The following is a 17,092-nucleotide window of genomic DNA, read 5'->3' as shown; positions in this document are numbered from 1 at the left end:
AACCACACAGCATGGCTGATCACTTCAGCCGGGAAGCGGTGGCGGGCATAGCGAGGATGTTGGGTCGATTTCATCCCTCACGTATGCCTCAATCCGGTCACCCTCTGGTTAATCTGACGGTGCCTGTGGGTCATCCCTGGGGGCTGTTTTGGCTCCTGGAGCCCCACACCCAAGCAAAAGAGACCCCCCAGAATGGCGACTGGAGGGCTCAGGAGGTATCCAATGCGTACTCACATATGGGGCAACTCTGGGACATAGATGCTGTTCCAGCTTGACCTTAGATTTCCTGGCTTTCCTGCACATATCCCAGTCTCTTAGGCCTGTTCGCCCTGCCATTTAACGAACACGTCCTTGACGGGGCACAGCCTCTCAACTCATCTCATCATCAGGCCAACTGCGATTTCTCGCGCCAGAGACATTGTCGTTCCTGGGTGGCTGCCGGGGATGAGAGTCCCTCCAATGGGGCAGCCTATCAGTCATCCGCTTGATAGCGTCAGTGATCCTGTGAGTCATATCAGACAGGTTCATGGGAACCTCCCTAGGTCCCGCACATAAAGCTGTGCCCCATGACAACGCTGAATCCTGGGTGCCGTTCATGCTCAGGCGCGCGTTCCCCAGCCACCAATGGCATCTTGGATGTCGTGGGTAGGTTCTCCGTGCGTTCCCGCACCGCCGATATGTCCGCTCAGTGTCATCCTCATTGGGTCGTTAGCGCCTCATCCTGACTGGAGTGATGGACAATGACCACAACAGGCAGAAGGCTTTCCAACGAGGCCGTACCCAATCTGGCAGACATTGACCTTGAGCCGTGCCCGCCTGTGGCTGAGTATTTGGCCGGAACCGTGATGGTGATGAATATCTGCGCGACCGTGCTGTCGCTCCTGGCCTGATAGCATTCTGACAGGGATTGGAACTGAACGTACCCTCTAGGGAGGCTAGCAATGAAACACATGAAGCTGACGTGTGCTGCTATCGTCCTCGTCACCGTAAGTTCTGAAGCAATGGCCCAAAGCCGCCCGCTAACCACTACGATGGCTTGTAATCAAGCCCAAACTCTTGTCGCTACCCAAGGCTCTGCTGTTCTCAACACAAGTGCCACAGCCTACGAACGATACGTGACATCCGGCGCATATTGTGGGCTGGGTGAATTGCCGGGACCTGCTTGGGTTCCAACGAAGGACGTTGCCCGGTGTGCGATTGGTTCCCGATGTGTTGCCGTCAGTCGTGGTAGGTGAGTTGACCTAAGCGATACTCTAACTATCGCCTATGTCCACCAAAGGGGCTCCCCAGATACCAATGACATCCTGGTTGTACTGGGAGCCTCGATATGTTGCCGTCCTACTGAGCTTCACAAAACGCCTGTGGATGTGACGCATTTCACAGAATAAGCAGTCGGATTGCGTCACCATGCGCCCTGTCCAATGAGATAGTTGGGAGGGTGCTATGAAGAAGATGGATCATTTCCAGGAACGCGAACCGAGTGCGCGACCGTTCCCCCTATCAGTTGCCCTACTCTTGGTCGTTGTAGGCATCAACATCACAGCAACCGTCTTGTCGTTGCTCGCCGCGTACCAAGGCTGACAATGCCGTAGTTTCGGCAAGCATCCTACAAGTCCTATAGGTGCCATTGCCCAACCTACAAAACCCAACTACAAAAGAGCCTGTCTGAGCCTCTCAGAAATCCTTATTTTACAAGGAAATCTAACGGACAAGCCGGAACCCCGCCGTCCGCACCACTGGTGACCAGGTTCCGTTGCATTAACTTGGAACGGGCACAATAAGCCCGGTCGAAGAGGTCGCTCAGGCGGCAAAACCGAAAAGCTGATTCATAAGACGGACTTCGCCTGTCGATCCAGAACCCGGCAGCATGCAGTGGCTGCGGCGGATCATGCGCATGACCTCAAAACCTTTGATAGTGGCGTAGGCTGTTTTCGTCCTCTAGAAGCCGCGCGTCGGCCGGATCATGCGCTGAGCGCACCGTGAGCCGCCTCAATAATGTTATTGAGATATCTCGATGTCCGGCGCTCGACATTCTTCGACAGCAGGCCCTCCTTCTGCAAGCGCCGAATTGCCTTTGGATAAGAAGCCAGTTTGTCGGTTGTGTTCGAGGATGGTGGATGATCGCTCATCATCTTCAGAGCTTTACGCAGGAAGCGATAAGCCGCGCCCGTATCGCGTCGAGCAGACAGCATGGAATCGATGAACTGACCGTGCTTGTTGACAACTCGGAACGGATATTTCCATCCCCCGCCGATCCGCACGTAGGTCTCATCTACGCGCCATGATCCGGAACGGGAGCCCTGGTGTGGACGCACCCGCTTCTCAATCTCCGGGGCATAGCGTTGGACCCAACGAAAGATCGTGCCTGGATTGGGCTTGTCACATTGCGGGGTCTGGCCGAAATGGGATCTGCCACATGTCGCTCGCTATGCCACTACACCCGCAGCTTCGCGCCACATGGCGAACGCCTCGGCCCGGAGGAGCCGGTGCGTTCGGGCGGTGGTGAGATGGCGAGGAACGGTGAACGTGTTGTAGATCGCTGCATGCATTGAGAGGAACCGCTGGGCCGAGCCGGGTGACTTGAATCCCTGCAGCTTCCACTCTCGTCGTCGCGCCGGCACGTGCGAACTCTCCGCTCGGTTGTTGGCCCGCTTGGCCTGGGTATGATCGGCCCGCTGGATCTTCAGGCCTCGAAGCGCAGCTCCATAGGCGGGACACTTGTCCGTGACCCACTCTGTTGGGGCAGTGCCGTGCTTCTTCAGGAGCTTGCGAATGAGCTTCAGGGCGGCTCGCTTGTCGCGCTTGGCTTGAACCAGCACCTCGAGGACCTCGCCTTCAGCATCAACGGCGCGCCAGAGACATCTGCTTGCCTCCAATGTGAACAAACATCTCGTCCAAGTGCCAGCGACTGTGAGGCTTAGGACGTTGGGCCCGCAGCTGGTGCGCGATCACCGGTCCAAAGGTGAGAACCCAGCGCCGGATGGTCTCATAAGACACCTCGACCCCACGCTCGGCCAGGAGCTCCTCGACATCCCGGGAGCTGAGGGTGAAACGCAGGTAGAGCCAGATCGCGCGCTGAATGATGTCGCTGGGGAAGCGGTAGTCAGAGTAGCATGGTGAGGTCATGTCGAACAGCTAAGCCGATGCAATGCCGTTAGCAAGCTGCGAACGTGACAAGCCCTCGTTCGGCATGGAGGATGACACCTACCCCGAAGATGCGGTGGGCTCCGGCATAGACTGCTCCATGGCTTACGATCGTCAGCAGCTTACCGTAAGGTGTGCTCCTATGACAGGAAGAACGACTCTCGATCGTGCTCGCCAGTAACTTGTGCAGGGCCGTGAGAGGCTGCCCTGATGATGTCTCGGACGTCAGCCTCGTTCTACCATCGATCGGGCGCGAGATACTTTGGGACGATGGTCTCGAGCGCTTGAGGCTCGACACCAAGATCCTCCAGCGTTGGGGCGGAGCCGCTGACCACCTTGTCCGTTCTCAGCAATCGGGCTTGGTCGCGCGTGAGTGGCGCACCCGAGAACACCTGCAGTAGCCCGCCTAACACCTCGGCCGCCCAGAATGGCACAGTCACCAGCAACGGGCGGGCCCTGATTGTGGCACAGACAAACGCGAGCAACTCCTTGAAGGTATAGACTTTGGGGCCCCCGAACTCGTAGGTTTTCCCGCGGCTCGCTGGGTTGGCAAGAATGGCCGCGAAGCCCGCCACGACATCCTCGACATAGACGGGCTGGAACTTCGTCCGGCCACCGCCGATCAGCGGCAGCACTGGGAGCCGCCGAGCCATAGCCGCAAACCCGTTGAAGAAGTGATCGTCAGCTCCGAACACCAAGCTGGGCCTGACGATGGTCGCCGCTGGGAAAACGGTCCGCACCGCCTCTTCGCCAGCCGCCTTGGAGCGGTCGGCTAGGGCCGGTGCCATGCGGCTCGCGCCGAGGGCCGACATATGGATGAGATGGGTTGCTCCCAGGCTGCGGGCGACGGTAGCCACCCGGTGCGCGCCCTCCTCATGGAGTGCCGTGAAGGTTTGATACTCTCGCTCGGCGAGAATACCGACCAGATTGACCACGGCATCGGCCCCCTGAACCGCCAGCCGGATTGCTGCCTCGTCGCGAATATCGGCCCTGACGAGCTTGATCCGATCCTGATGGAGTGACGCTGGTATCGGGGCGGGATGGCGTACCGCAACCCGCACGGTAGCGCCGGTCGCGGCGAGATGGGCCACCAGATGCCGACCGATGAACCCGGATCCGCCAAAGATCGTGACGTGCTGCATGGCCATCGTCGGATCCTGTCAATCTGATCACGTTAGAGAGACTACTTTTGGCTGCATCACGGGGCTTCAGCAATCGGCCCCGTATCCTGGCTCTTTCAAAGCAATCGAAGCCAGGAAGCCTCTTTCTCGTGATGAAAGCCAACAGGGCTGTTCGAGTTCAACGCAACCATGTGGTAGACAGGTTTCACTTCGCCGGTCGATGCTCTGACAAGCTTCGAGGCTGGTCGGAGGAAGACAGCGTGATGGCCAGCCTTCCAAGCCTGCGTCATCGGCACGGGGATGGCCGCACGTCCAGTGGAGGAAATGCAACATGGCTCGCAATCCCCTCATCCCGCTCCGTTCGGGTGGCGGCTTTCTCGGAGCCGGCCAGGAAGCCGGTGGTGGCGGGGACGCGCCGAGCAACAGCCCTAGACCGCCGGGAGCGAGCTGAGACTGAGCGACAGCCTGTTCACCCGATAGCCGGCGGTCCAACGACACAGACAAAGGCATGAGTGTGCAGTCAGTCAGCGATGGTGCCGAGAACCGTAACCTAGCAAGCCTCAACCTTTTCCTCTGTGGGGACGTGATGTTGGGGCGCGGCATCGACCAAGTGCTGCCGCATCCGGGTGATCCATGCCTTCATGAGCATATTGTTGATTCTGCGCTTACCTATGTCCGGCTCGCCGACAAGGCAAACGGTCCCATCGCATCTCCGGTGGACTTCGCCTATGTCTGGGGCGCTGCCCTTGACGAGTGGCATCGGGTCGGGCCCGACCTGCGCATTATCAATCTCGAAACCAGCATCACGCAAAGCGACATTTACGTACCAAAGGGGATCAACTATCGGATGAGCCCGGGAAACATCGACTGCCTCCTCACGGCTAAAGTCGATTGCTGCGTCCTCGGCAACAATCACGTCCTCGACTGGGGCGAAGCCGGGCTGATTGAGACGTTGGAAACGCTCGAGCGGCACCGCGTGAGCGCCGTCGGAGCAGGCCGGGATTTGGCCGAGGCAACTGCGCCCTCCGTTCACCAAATTGTCGGCAAGGGGCGCGTGCTCGTGTTCTCGTTTGCACTCGGGACGAGTGGCACACCGTCGAACTGGGCCGCGACACCTAACCGGCCCGGCGTAAACTATCTGGCAGATCTCTCCCGGACCACAGGTGATCGGGTGGTCCAAGACATCCAGGCGGTCAAACAGCCAGGAGATGTGGTCATTGCCTCGCTCCACTGGGGCCCCAACTGGGGCTACGCCATCCTTGAGGAGCAGAGACGATTCGCACACACGCTGATCGACCGAGCTGATGTATCGGTCGTTCACGGCCATTCATCGCACCATCCCAAGGCAATTGAGGTCTATCGGAACCGGCTGATCCTCTACGGCTGCGGCGACTTCCTGGACGATTACGAAGGCATTGCTGGCTATGAGCTGTTCCGGAGCGATCTGGTGCTGATGTATTTTGTGCGTCTCGACCCGATTGGAGGAGATCTGCTCGCACTCGAAATGGTTCCGCTTCAGATCCGTTGCTTTCGCCTGAACCGCGCCACGCGTGAGGATCGGGAGTGGTTACGGTATACGCTTCATCGCGAAAGTCTGCCCTTCAATACCCATGTCGGCCACGGAACGGACGATCGATTGAGTCTGCGCTGGGCCAACGATGGGATGTGACAGGCATGAGCCGCCCCGCTCCGAGGCCGCGCTGGTTGGCAGGTTAGGTCAGCGGCCACACAGCAAGGATGAGCGGCACGCCGAGCCCGAGAACGAGCGCCGAGAGCGGCAAGCCCAGGCGCCAGTAATCGCCGAACCGGTAGCCGCCCGGTCCCATCACCAGGGTGTTGCACTGATGCCCGATCGGCGTGAGGAAGTCGCAGGCGGCGCCTGTGGCCACCGCCATGAGAAAGGCGTCGGGCCTGTACCCAAGCTGCTGGGCAAAGCTCACGGCGATCGGCGCCATCACCAGAACTGTCGCGGCGTTGTTGAGGAAGGGCGTGATCGCCATCGCCGCGATCATCATCAGGCCGAGGGAGCCAAAGGCCGGCAGGATCGCGGCGGCGTCCGAGAGGCCTCGCGCCACCAGGTCAGCACCGCCCGTGGTGCGGATCGCCTCGCTCACGGGAATCAGTGCCGCCAGCATCACCAGGATCGGCGCCTGGATGGCGCCATACGCCTGCCGCAGGGACAGCGCGCGCAACAGGACCATCAGCACCGCAGCGGCAAAGAAGCCAAGGGCAACCGGCACCAGCCCCAAGGCCGTGAGCCCCATGGCACCGCCGAGGACCACAACCGGGATCAGACGCTTGCGCACGTCGCCGAGGCGGATTTCCCGTTCCGCCAGCGGCAAGCAGCCGAGCTCTCGCAGCCTGTCCGGCACACGGGTCGGATCGCCCTTGAGCACGAGGACATCGCCGGCCTGCAGGCTGATGTCGCGCAGGCGCTCGCTGAAGCGCTGGCCGCTGCGGCTGACGGCCAGCAGATTGATTGTGAAGCGCTCATACAGATGCACGCGCCGGGCGGTTTGGCCGATCAGGATCGAGGCTGGCCCGATCACGGCCTCAAGGCCCGGGGTCTCGTGCCTCAGGCGCTTGGCCACCGTGGGACGATCCTCGCCTGCGAGCTCCAGGCGGGCGCGCGCGACGGCCCGCTCGAGCGCCTGAGGGGCGCCCTCGAGCAGAACGATGTCGTCCTCGCGGAGGATGGCATCCGGCTCGGGCGCGTGTCAGTCGGTTCGATTCCGGACGATGCCGGTCACCGTGACCTCGCCGTCCCATAGCGCCACCGCTTTGCCGACCGACTGGCCTTCGATCACCGAGCCCGCTGTCACGCGCGCCTCAGTCATATAGTCGAAACTGGCGAGTGCCTCGCCGATGCTGGCACTCGCCTTGCGGCCGCCAGGCAGAAGGCGGTAGGCCAAGCTCAGGAACACCACCCCGGCCGCCGCGAGGCCGAGACCCACGGGGGCAAAATCGAACATGCCAAAGGGCTGCCCGGTGATCTCCCCCCGCACCCGCGACACGATGATGTTGGGGGAGGTGCCGATGAGAGTGGTCAAGCCGCCCAGCAGCGATCCGAATGCCATCGGCATCAGGACATAGGAAGGAGGCGTGTTGGAGCGGCGGGCGATCTGAAGCGCCACCGGAATCATCATCGCGAGGGCGCCGATGTTTTTGACAAAGGCCGACAGGACGGTCACGGCCGTGATGAGCAGCGCAATCTGCCCTTGGGTGGAGGTCACGTGTGGCGAGATTCTCTTCAGGGCCGCTTCCATGACGCCAGAGCGCTCCACCGCGGCACTGACGATTAGGGCGCTGCCGACGATGATCACGATATCATCGCTGAAACCCGAGAAGGCTTGGCGGGACGGGACAATGCCGGTAAGCACAGCTGCCAGGAGAGCGAGCACGGCGATGAGATCGTAGCGAAGGCGCCCCCAGACGAAGAGGGCCATGGTGATGGCCAAGATTGTGAAGGCAAGGGCTTGATCGAGCATCATCGAACCACCCTGCAGCGACGTCGATCCCGTCACCGTCCACCACGGAGAGGGCCGGTTGTTGTGCGTCGCCCCGGCGCAGACATGGCCTATTCTGGACCGGGGAGTTCAGTGGCAAGATGTTTGCAAGCATGGCGTCACAGCATGGGGATGCTGAACCGCCCAGTCGCCGTGACGAGGCTCTGGTGAGTGCCCTGTCGTGAGAACTGCTAACGGCATGGAGCGGCTTGCGATAGGGTGGGCAAGGCAGCCCATCTCCGATGATCGGCACCAATTCGGCGTCAGCACAAGATGTGATGGCGTCATCCTCAACAACAGACGAGAGGTTGGGCGGCCTGTTGGACGAGATTGCAATGTCCGCCCAGTAGCTGCCCAGCACTCGCCCCAGCAGCGGTGCCGCCGCCAGGACAGATGGGATGAAGCCATGCTTTTCCACCGGTCCATCGGGCGGTGCCCCGGACGATCGCGAGGCAGATCGTTGACGCTCCCGCAGGCCAGTACTATACTTTACAAGTAGTTCATTGCGCTCATGCTATCGAATATCGGCCCGCCGAGGCTGAGTTGTTGGGTAAACTTTCGACACTCTACTGCTGAAGACTATAACTGATTTCTCGGGTCATCTCGACTGGAGTGGGGAACACAGCCATCCTCTGGCGAGCGGCGGCGACGGGTACGATGCGACCTCGGTGCGTGGGCGTACAAGGAGGCGCGCATGCAGCCTTCGATTGGTGCCGCTGCTTTCTTTGCCTGGCTTGCATCGGGCATCGACTGGCTCTTCAACGAACTCTTGACCACGACCAATATCGTTTACACGGCGATGCAAATTCCTGCCGTCGTCGCGACAGGGTTCGCAGCTTGGTGGGTGCACGATTTCGTCCATCCATTGCTCCTGCGGCGGATCGAGCGCTCGTCAGCGAATGCCTTCTCACAGATGATGCTCCGCAAGCTCGCCTCCCTGGTCCTGCCGCTGCTGTGGGTGGCCGGCTTAACGGTGGCCATCGCCCTCGCGGTCAAGTTCGAGTGGCCCTACAACGTCGTGCGGGTCGCTCTCAACCTCCTGGCCGCCTGGACCGCGATCTGGCTCGCATCCATCGCCGTGAGTAATCCGCTCTGGTCGCGAGCCATCATGGTGTCAGCCTATACGATTGCCGTTCTCAATATTCTTCACCTGCTGACGCCGACCTTGGAGGTGCTCGACAGCCTCTCGGTGACGTTCGGCAACCTGCGCGTCTCAGTCCTGACCGTGCTCAGGGGCATGCTGTCGCTTGCCGTCCTCCTGTGGGTGGCAATGCTGGTGTCCGGCGTCCTCGAGAGGCGCATCCAGAAGCTGCCCAACTTCACGCCATCCGTGCAGGTGCTGATCGGCAAGCTGTTCAAGGCCACCGTCATCACCATTGCAGTCGTTGTTTCGCTGGCCGGGGTCGGCATCGACCTGACGGCCATCGCGGTATTCAGTGGCGCGGTCGGCGTTGGCATCGGCTTTGGTCTGCAGAAGGTGGTCTCGAACCTGATCAGCGGCATCATCGTGCTCATGGACCGCTCCATCAAGCCCGGAGATGTTATCCAGATTGGAGAGACTTACGGCTGGGTGTCGTCGCTCGGGGCGCGCTACGTCTCGATCGAAACCCGCGACGGCACCGAGTTTCTGATCCCCAACGAGGATGTCGTCACTAAGCAGGTCACGAACTGGACGCACAGGAACGATCTGGTCCGCCTCAAGGCGAAGGTCCCGGTCTCCTTCAAGGCCGACGTGCCCAAGGCGCTGGAACTAATGACGGCTGCTGCAGCGAAGTCGCCCAGGGTCCAGCGCGAGCCACAACCCACGGCACTCATGCTTGGCTTTGGCGACCATGCGATCCATCTTGAACTGCGCTTCTGGATCAAGGACGCCCAGAATGGCGTCCGCAACGTCACGAGTGAGGTCCTGCTGGAAACCCTGCAGCTGTTTCATCAACACGGTGTCGAGATCCCGCTGCCGCAACGTGATGTCCACGTCCTCGGTGCGGCTGCGGACCAGACGCCTGCGTTTCGTGTGCCGGCGCCGACGTAGCACCAACCGGCAGTGACCGGCGGCACGTTCGGTCCACACAAGACCCACGTCGCGGAGGCGGTGGTGCGGGACACACACGATCTCGAAGATCCAAGATTGACGAGCTGAGTGATAAGGAATGCCCGATGGAGTCCAAGATCGCCTGGGTCTTCTTTTTCATGATGCTGTATTGGGCCTACTGCATCTTTTGGGGGATCAAAGGAGCGTTGCAGGCACGCACGACAACGGAGTATTTCGTTGCCGGTCGCTCTCTTCCGGCTTGGGCCTTCGTCTTCGCTGCGACGGCAACTTCGTTCTCAGGGGGAACCTTCGTCGGTCACCCGGGCCTCACCTATACGGATGGTTTCCCGTACGCTCACGTCTCATTGTGGGCCATCACGATCCCGCTGACGGGCGTCCTCTTCCTCAAACGCCAATGGATGCTCGGACAGCGCTTTGGCTTCATCACACCAGGCGAGATGCTGGCCTATTACTTCCAGTCCGACCTCATGCGCCTGTTGGTTGTGAGTGTGGCCCTGTTCTTCTCGATTCCCTATTTGGGACTCCAGCTTCGGGCCGCCGGCTTTTTGCTGGCGGTCCTGACCGATGGGCTGCTCGGCGTCGAGTTCGGCATGTGGGTGCTGACATTCGTTCTGATGAGCTACGTCGCCACGGGAGGGTTGCGGACGGTCGCCTATGTGGACATCGTTCAAGCGCCCCTGAAGATCCTCGGGATCGTCATCTTGGGGGTAATCGCCTTCGCGTTCATCGGCAGCTGGGAGCGGCTGGTCGACGGCATCACCGCCTTGGCTCAGATGGATGACAAGAGGACCCCATCCGGCTACAGCCATTACCTCGCTATCCCCGGGCCGATCCAATTCGTCCGGGAGGGCACCCGCGCACAAGGCAGCGCGTGGACCGGCAGCATGATTCTTACCTTTCTCGTCGCCACGATGGGGATCATGGCGGCGCCGGCCTTTTCGATGTGGGCCTTTGCGAGCAACAGTCCCCGCGGCTTTGCATTCCAGCAGGTCTGGATCTCCTCCTTCGGGGTCGGGTTGATCCTGATCCTGTTCACGAGCCTTCAGGGGCTGGGCGGGCATCTCCTGGGAGCCGATCAGGCGTTCCACGCGGCCCACCCGGAACTCGTCAATCCCGTCCTCATCGAGCGTCTTGGCGGTCAGGATCTTTTGGCAACCCCGGCACGGCAGGAGGGCCTGGTGCCAGGGCTCATCAACACGGTGAGCCGTCGCGCGCCATGGTTCGTCGGTGTGCTCGCGGTCTGCGCCCTGGCGGCGATGGAGTCCACGGCCTCGTGCTACATGGCGACGGCGGGTGCAATCGTCACGCGCGATGTGCTCAAACCCTTCCTCATGCCGGCGGCCGACGACCGCACACAGATTTTCGCAGGTCGCATGACTGTTGTTGCCGTTGTGTTATTGGCGCTGACCATCGCCTCGACCGCGACTGATGCTCTGGTGCCGCTCGGAGGGCTCGCCGTCGCCTATGGCCTGCAGATGTGGCCGGCGCTGATTGCCATCTGCTACTGGCCGTTCCTGACCCGTCAGGGCGTCATCTGTGGCCTCGTCGCAGGGCTCATCGCCGTCACCCTGGCCGACGGGTTCGCCACTACCTGGCTTGGCATCACAGCGTGGGGACGCTGGCCTTTGACGATCCATTCCGCCGCCTGGGGTATCTTCTGCAATTTTGTGGTGGCCATCGCCGTGTCGCTCTTCACCCACGACGATGCCGAGCGCAAGCGCGAGGTTCATGCCTTTCTGCGCCAGGGCGCCTCGCTTCCAACCCGGAAGGTGCGGCTTGTCCCATTGGCATGGGGGATGGTGGTTGTCTGGTTTGTCTTTGCGGCCGGCCCTGGGGCCGTGATCGGCAACTGGATCTTCGGCGATCCCAACACCGCCGCGAGCTGGTGGTTTGGGATCCCATCGCTTTGGGCCTGGCAGATCGTGGGATGGATGCTCGGCGTCGGCCTGATCTGGTTTCTCGCCTATTACATGGAATTGGCGACGTCACCTCCTCGGCCCGCCACGACGGTCGGCGAGGAAAGCACCTCCGAGAGAAATGGCCCCGGCGCTGCGGAGTCGGAGCGGCCAGCCGAAGAAGCATGAGTGGGTTGCGGCGCAAATCCGGAGCAGGGATAAGAAGGGAGCACGTGCTTCGTGACACGCTCTCGAGGCGAGAAGGTGAACCGGCTCGGCGAGCCATGGAGGCCAATTGCAGGCACAGCTCATCCGCTGTTTGCGCGGCTCTGTTGCATCAACATGTCAAGCAACATGATCCAGTCGTCCCTCAGGCGTGTAAGGTTGCTCAGTTTGTGCCTCACGGAGTGAGTGCAGCCGAGCCCATTTTTGGGGGATGTCACATTAACGGCGAATACTACCCTGTACTCGTCAAGGAAAAATCTCGCGCCGAGGGAATCAACGATTTAGGCTGTGCAAAAGCTGACCTCGTCGGGCAGCTCAACGGCTATACTCAGTCAAGGTGACATCCCCAAAGCATTGCGGGCATCTGCCCTTTGAGCCGGTTGCTCCGGGTCGCCAAGAGGTAGCCGAACGCTGCATTCAGCTTCGGCCGTGGTCTGCTCGCCTGGGACAAATCACGTCAGCCTGCACCGTGAACCTATCAGGGTCGGTTCGCTCCGGGGCCGGGGCATCGTAGATGATCAGCAGGGCGCCAGCGCCTGCCTCAGGCCAGAGCTCAAGCCCTTCCGGGTGATCCACTTGCAGCTGGTAGGGCAGTTCCGCGACCATCTCGATGCGGTCAGGAGCGATGACACCGGAGCCGTCATCATGTGCCGCGTCCCGCCACCGCAGGACAAACGCCGGCCCTTCCAGAGACATGGTCGGCCCCACCAGCAGAAGAAGATCATCTCCCTCAAACCGCATGTCGCGGATCCCCAGACCCCGGGTGTCGAGCAGGTGCTTGCGATAGCGCCGCTCACCATCGATCCGACCCGCCTTCAGCCGGTTGGGCGCTTTTTGTTTCAGCTCCAGATCGAGCACCACGGCATGCCCGCGCAGGACAGGCCCGCGCAGCCCAAGCCAGACCCGGCTTCCGCGCACCGCCAGTCCTTCGACGTCGAAGCCGTTCTCCTTAGACGGGAGGCTCAAGAACGGCCCGAGGTGCGGGTCAGCCGCAAGCCACCGCTCAAGGGCGCTGCGCCTCCTGCCCAACTTGAGCCAGGCGGCCTGTCGCTCCCCGTCTGATGGGGCAGGGGAGAAGAGCCCTGGAGCCTCCTCAACAAGAGGGATGCGTCCCAGGAAGTAGCGGTTGGGCGCGCGTTCGATCTCCTCCATGTTCTGGAGGGCCTCGGTGCGGTCGTTCTCATCCCGCTTGGGCCTGGAGCGCTTGCGCGAGTGGGATCCGACGATCCAGAGGAAGCCGTCATCAGCACAGAGGCCCTCGATGTCCATCTCGCCATCGGCACCAGCGGGCAGGTCGGCCAGCGTATCCAGGACGAAATGCTGATGGTCCCCAAAGCTGCCGTCGTCCAGGCGCCGGAGACGTTCGACGCTTGCGGTCTCGTCACAGGCGAGAAAGAGGCAGCCTCCAATTCGCGCGACAGCCGAGAGATCCTTGTGGAGCGGGTCCTCTAAATGCCGGATCGGCTTCCAATCGGAAAACGTGAGGGGAACCTGGACGATGGTTTCTGCGAGGCTGGTGTCCGCCACGATGGCTCCTGGTGCGCGGGTACTGGACCAACAACGCACGAACTTGCATTGGAGCCCACTCGGCCGGAGCTTTGGTCGGCTCGTCAAAAGCGGACATTGCGCAAGCATCAGGTTGTTCAGACCCGATTTGGTCGCACTGCGATTGGATGGTGTGGACCACACAAGCGGGGAGGCTCCCCAGGTCTCGGCGCGGCTTTGGGCTTTGCGTCAGCCCTGTGCTGCACCCACATGATCCGCCATGGTGGCACCGCGGGCGCCCAGCGGCTTCGGCGCTCCTTCAGTGCTGTCCCGGGCGGTCTGATGCTCCATCTCGGCATTGAGGTCTGCACCGAGCAGGACGATCACCACCGACAGCCAAATCCACACCATGAACCCGACGCCGGCCCCAAGCGAGCCGTAGGTTTTGTTGTAGCTGTCGAAGTTGGCAACGTACCACGAGAACAGCATCGACGCCGCAAGCCAAAGGATGGACGCGGTGGCACTGCCCCAGGTCACCCAGCGCCACTTCGGATCGCGGCGGCTCGGGCCGTAGCGATAGATGAGGGCCAACCATACGCCCACCACCACGAGGAGGATGGGCCAGCGCAGGATGGCCAAGAGCCGTTCGGCCGGGGTCACGAAGCCCATGAAGGTGAGCACGACCGGCGCGACCACCACCGCGCTAATGGCCAGGATGATGAAGCCGATCATGCCGAGGGTGAGCAGGAAGGTCGTGGCGTAGAAGCGCAGCAGGCTGCGCTTCTCCTTCTCGCCGTAGACCACATTGAGCGCATCGAAGAGGGCCGCAACGCCGGAGTTCGCACTCCAGAGCGCGACCAGAAAGCCGACGATGAAGGCCACGCTCAGCGTATCGCTGCCCTGGGTGGTGATCAGGGAGATCTGCTCACCGATGAGGTCCAAAACGCCACCCGGCAGAATGCCAGCCAGAAGCGACAGGTGGCCTCTGATCGTGCTGACATCGGCAAAGAGCCCGTAGAGCGATACGATGGTGGCAAGCGCCGGAAAGACCGCCAGCAGGGCGAAGAACGCGACCCCGCCCGAGGTCGACAGGATCCGATCTTCCGAAATCCCCCAGAGCATGCGCCAGAGAATGTCCTTCCAGCCGCGGGCCGGAATCTGCTTGGGGGTGTTCGCCTCCCGTCCCCGGTTGGGCTGGCGGGCGCGGACAAGGTCATCCGACAGCACGCCCGAGCCAGCCTCCTCTTCCAGCTTGGAGCGCCAATCTTCGCCATGTTCGGTCATGGGGCACCGTTGAGGTCCAGCAGGAGATCAGGTCGACAGATCCTTGCCGTGTGAACGGGACGTTTCCAGGGCTTTCCACATTAACCCCGAAACTAGGCTCCTGGCTCCTTCACATCCGGAGAAGGGCGTGGCGGTCGGGGATCGCGGGTCGCGCTGGGCATCGTTTGGGATGCGCATGTGAAGTTTACGAGCCTGATCCAGACCTGGACCCAAGATAGCCACGTCCCTCTGCGACAACCTGACGGTAGCTTGCATCGACGGTTGATGCGGATGTCGCACCGTCGGGTGCGCCAGTCTCGGGCGGTTCCCACGCAGCCGACAGGATCAGCGGCATCGGCACCACAGACGGAACCCGACCATCCGCATCGACGGGCCCGGAACGGCATCGCTCCGGGCCTGTGTCTGCCGTGCCGCGAGGGTATGCGCCGCAGCCGTCGCTCGCACGGCTCCATCCGGTCTGATCCTTCCGGACGCCTGATCAACCAAGTACAGTCGTTGCGCGTGAGGATTTCCGACCTCCGATCCCGGAGCAGGAGAGTAGGGCAGGGCAACAAACGCACGACTGATGTCATCTCGGTCGCGGCTCGTTTTGGCCTCAAGCTCATGATTTTTCTCATTGTTTGCGCCTTCCAGATTGCGTTCGGGCTCTCGATCTCGTTTTTTGCGCTTGCCGGGCTGCCCGCAGCTCTCTGCCTTGCGCTGGCACTGTGGTCGGGTGAAAGGCCGTTCGGCCACTCTCTCACCTGTTGGGACAAGGCTGCGTGATTCGGCTTGGTCGCCTGCCTTGCCTGAGGGGCCCCACGGCCGGAACAGCGATCCAGGCCTGGCGTTGCCCTCGCAGGAGGCAGTCGAACGTCTTACGGGGCCCCGTGCAGCGCCGGAGCTGGCGGTGTCCCGCGAGTTCTCGCTCGATCAGAGGCGAGGGACGACGAACACGCGACGGACGGGGTTGCCCAAGAGGAGGAGCTCATGAAAGTCAGCGAAGTCATGACACGAGACGTCCGTTTGAGTGAGCCGGCCCAGACCATCCGGGAGGCAGCCCGGCTCATGGCCGAGCTCGACGCCGGCATCCTGCCGGTGCGCGAGGGCGACCGCCTGGTCGGCATGATCACCGACCGCGATATTGCCATCCGGGCCGTCGCCCAGGGCCGGGCACCCGACACCCCGATCCGCGAGGTGATGACGGACGAGGTCCTGTACTGCTTCGAGGACGATGACACCAACGCGGTCGAGCGCAACATGGCCGACATCAAGGTCCGGCGCCTGCCGGTGCTCAACCACGACAAGCGCCTGGTCGGCATCGTCTCGCTCGGCGACCTGGCGGTGAGCGACAAGGCCGCCAGGATCGGCGCTGCAATGGCCGGCATCTCGCAGCCGGGCGGCCAGCACAGTCAAACTGGCGGACCGCGTACCTAAGGCGAGCAGGAGCCGCCGACAGGTGGTCCCACATCCCATCACGGTATCCCTTTCCAGCTAACGCCGGCGTCCGGCGGTTGTCTCGTGATGATCTTGCCCGGGGGAAGGAAGGTGCCGATGCTCCCATGGTTCGTTGTCTCTGCGCTGGCGTTAGTCGTCCCCGCCGCGCTTGCTGTTGATCTTCATGCCGGAGATCCTGAGCAAGGCGGGTCAGGGCGAGATATGATCAATGCGGTCCTGCACGGGATTGCCACGGGTATTGAGCTGACGGGTGTCGGCATCATTGTGATTGGAGCCGCATCAGCGACCCTGGTCTTTGTCCATGATGGCTTCGTCAGGGCCGGCTGGTCGAGGGCCTTTCATCATTATCGTGCTAATCTCGGACGCGGCATTCTTCTCGGGCTCGAGTTGCTGGTCGCCGCCGACATCATTGGCACGGTGGCGATCACGCCGTCCCTTGAAAACCTCACCGTGCTCGGGCTGATAGTGCTGATCCGAACCTTCCTGAGCTTCTCGCTCCAGGTGGAGATTGAAGGTCATTTGCCTTGGCGGCGAGGCGACACCGAAGCGTCAGAGAAACGGCGCTCAGGCGAGACAGAGCGCCTTTAGGCCGTCCTCTACCGTCGGATCTGGTCGTCGGTGTCACTGAGCATTTTGGCGTGAGACAGGCGATCTAACAGTTTCAGTGACTTAGCTTGTACTCTGAGACGAAAGTCTGAGCATTTAACGTGATTCCGGCTCACTAACGTTGCCTGGATTTGGAGCGAAGTGAGCCTGGCGGGACAATAGTCAATCGGAGTGCTTAATGGCGCGTCAATGCTAAGCAGTCCATCACGTTAGCTAGAGCAACGGCAGTTCTGACGGAGTCGTTGGGGCTTTGCGGCGTAGCGGCTTCGTGATTCACTTGTCTCAGCCCTCTTTCGGGGAGGAGATGAGCGATGACCAAGTCCTACTCGCTGGATC

Annotated in this window: 10 protein-coding genes and 3 pseudogenes; 6 read left to right on the top strand and 7 right to left on the bottom strand. The window is 61.6% G+C overall.

The window, feature by feature from the left end; translation table 11 throughout:
* A pseudogene (locus tag ACS5Q1_RS39000) lies at positions 1–74 on the bottom strand (IS6 family transposase); the annotation flags it as partial.
* Between the two features lie 666 nt (positions 75–740).
* On the opposite strand from ACS5Q1_RS39000, the gene ACS5Q1_RS38995 reads away from it, so the two are divergent.
* On the top strand, positions 741–890 hold the full coding sequence (locus ACS5Q1_RS38995; RefSeq protein WP_473103273.1) for a hypothetical protein: 150 nt from the start codon (positions 741–743) through the stop codon (positions 888–890).
* Positions 891–1,961: 1,071 nt separating this feature from the next.
* Here the strand turns inward: ACS5Q1_RS38995 and ACS5Q1_RS38990 are convergent.
* From ACS5Q1_RS38990 to ACS5Q1_RS38980, 3 genes and pseudogenes are all read right to left on the bottom strand, one after another.
* A complete protein-coding gene (locus ACS5Q1_RS38990; RefSeq protein ID WP_473103274.1) occupies positions 1,962–2,360 on the bottom strand; it encodes an IS6 family transposase in 399 nt (132 codons plus the stop codon).
* A gap of 66 nt (positions 2,361–2,426) precedes the next feature.
* Positions 2,427–3,126: pseudogene (locus tag ACS5Q1_RS38985) on the bottom strand (IS6 family transposase).
* A 254-nt stretch (positions 3,127–3,380) separates the two neighbouring features.
* Positions 3,381–4,292: a complex I NDUFA9 subunit family protein gene (locus tag ACS5Q1_RS38980; protein WP_473103272.1), complete on the bottom strand. Its 912-nt coding sequence runs from the start codon at positions 4,290–4,292 to the stop codon at positions 3,381–3,383.
* Positions 4,293–4,773: 481 nt separating this feature from the next.
* Here ACS5Q1_RS38980 and ACS5Q1_RS38975 point away from each other — a divergent pair, with 481 nt between their 5' ends.
* Positions 4,774–5,934 carry a CapA family protein gene (locus ACS5Q1_RS38975; RefSeq protein WP_473103271.1) on the top strand — a complete coding sequence of 387 codons (1,161 nt, stop codon included), beginning with the start codon at positions 4,774–4,776 and terminating at the stop codon, positions 5,932–5,934.
* A 43-nt stretch (positions 5,935–5,977) separates the two neighbouring features.
* Here ACS5Q1_RS38975 and ACS5Q1_RS38970 read toward each other — a convergent pair.
* Positions 5,978–7,756, bottom strand: a pseudogene (locus tag ACS5Q1_RS38970) (SLC13 family permease).
* Between the two features lie 709 nt (positions 7,757–8,465).
* Between ACS5Q1_RS38970 and ACS5Q1_RS38965 the strand changes: the two are divergent.
* Positions 8,466–9,803 (top strand): mechanosensitive ion channel family protein, encoded by a 1,338-nt coding sequence (locus ACS5Q1_RS38965; RefSeq protein ID WP_473103270.1) that lies wholly within the window; start codon positions 8,466–8,468, stop codon positions 9,801–9,803.
* A 125-nt stretch (positions 9,804–9,928) separates the two neighbouring features.
* Entirely contained in the window at positions 9,929–11,908 is a 1,980-nt protein-coding gene (locus ACS5Q1_RS38960) for a sodium:solute symporter family protein (protein WP_473103269.1), read from the top strand.
* Positions 11,909–12,361: 453 nt separating this feature from the next.
* On the opposite strand, the gene ACS5Q1_RS38955 is transcribed toward ACS5Q1_RS38960, so the two are convergent.
* Positions 12,362–13,471: a DUF3616 domain-containing protein gene (locus ACS5Q1_RS38955; RefSeq protein ID WP_473103268.1), complete on the bottom strand. Its 1,110-nt coding sequence runs from the start codon at positions 13,469–13,471 to the stop codon at positions 12,362–12,364.
* Between the two features lie 207 nt (positions 13,472–13,678).
* Positions 13,679–14,713, bottom strand: a complete 1,035-nt coding sequence (locus tag ACS5Q1_RS38950) for a YihY/virulence factor BrkB family protein (RefSeq protein WP_473103267.1) — start codon at positions 14,711–14,713, stop codon at positions 13,679–13,681.
* Between the two features lie 969 nt (positions 14,714–15,682).
* Between ACS5Q1_RS38950 and ACS5Q1_RS38945 the strand changes: the two genes are divergently transcribed.
* A complete protein-coding gene (locus tag ACS5Q1_RS38945) occupies positions 15,683–16,129 on the top strand; it encodes a CBS domain-containing protein (RefSeq protein ID WP_473103266.1) in 447 nt (148 codons plus the stop codon).
* Positions 16,130–16,246: 117 nt separating this feature from the next.
* The gene (locus tag ACS5Q1_RS38940; RefSeq protein ID WP_473103265.1) at positions 16,247–16,738 is read left to right on the top strand and encodes a DUF1622 domain-containing protein; all 492 of its coding nucleotides are present in this window, start codon (positions 16,247–16,249) and stop codon (positions 16,736–16,738) included.
* Positions 16,739–17,092 lie beyond the last annotated feature (354 nt).

Source organism: Microvirga sp. GN3 (assembly GCF_055792825.1).
This window is presented reverse-complemented; position numbering and strand designations above follow the sequence as displayed.

Coding starts and splice junctions, on each gene's coding strand:
- ACS5Q1_RS38975 (WP_473103271.1), top strand. CDS start 4,774: ATGAGTGTGCAGTCAGTCAGCGATGGTGCCGAGAACCGTAACCTAGCA.
- ACS5Q1_RS38950 (WP_473103267.1), bottom strand. CDS start 14,713: ATGACCGAACATGGCGAAGATTGGCGCTCCAAGCTGGAAGAGGAGGCT.
- ACS5Q1_RS38965 (WP_473103270.1), top strand. CDS start 8,466: ATGCAGCCTTCGATTGGTGCCGCTGCTTTCTTTGCCTGGCTTGCATCG.
- ACS5Q1_RS38940 (WP_473103265.1), top strand. CDS start 16,247: ATGCTCCCATGGTTCGTTGTCTCTGCGCTGGCGTTAGTCGTCCCCGCC.
- ACS5Q1_RS38945 (WP_473103266.1), top strand. CDS start 15,683: ATGAAAGTCAGCGAAGTCATGACACGAGACGTCCGTTTGAGTGAGCCG.
- ACS5Q1_RS38980 (WP_473103272.1), bottom strand. CDS start 4,292: ATGGCCATGCAGCACGTCACGATCTTTGGCGGATCCGGGTTCATCGGT.
- ACS5Q1_RS38995 (WP_473103273.1), top strand. CDS start 741: ATGACCACAACAGGCAGAAGGCTTTCCAACGAGGCCGTACCCAATCTG.
- ACS5Q1_RS38960 (WP_473103269.1), top strand. CDS start 9,929: ATGGAGTCCAAGATCGCCTGGGTCTTCTTTTTCATGATGCTGTATTGG.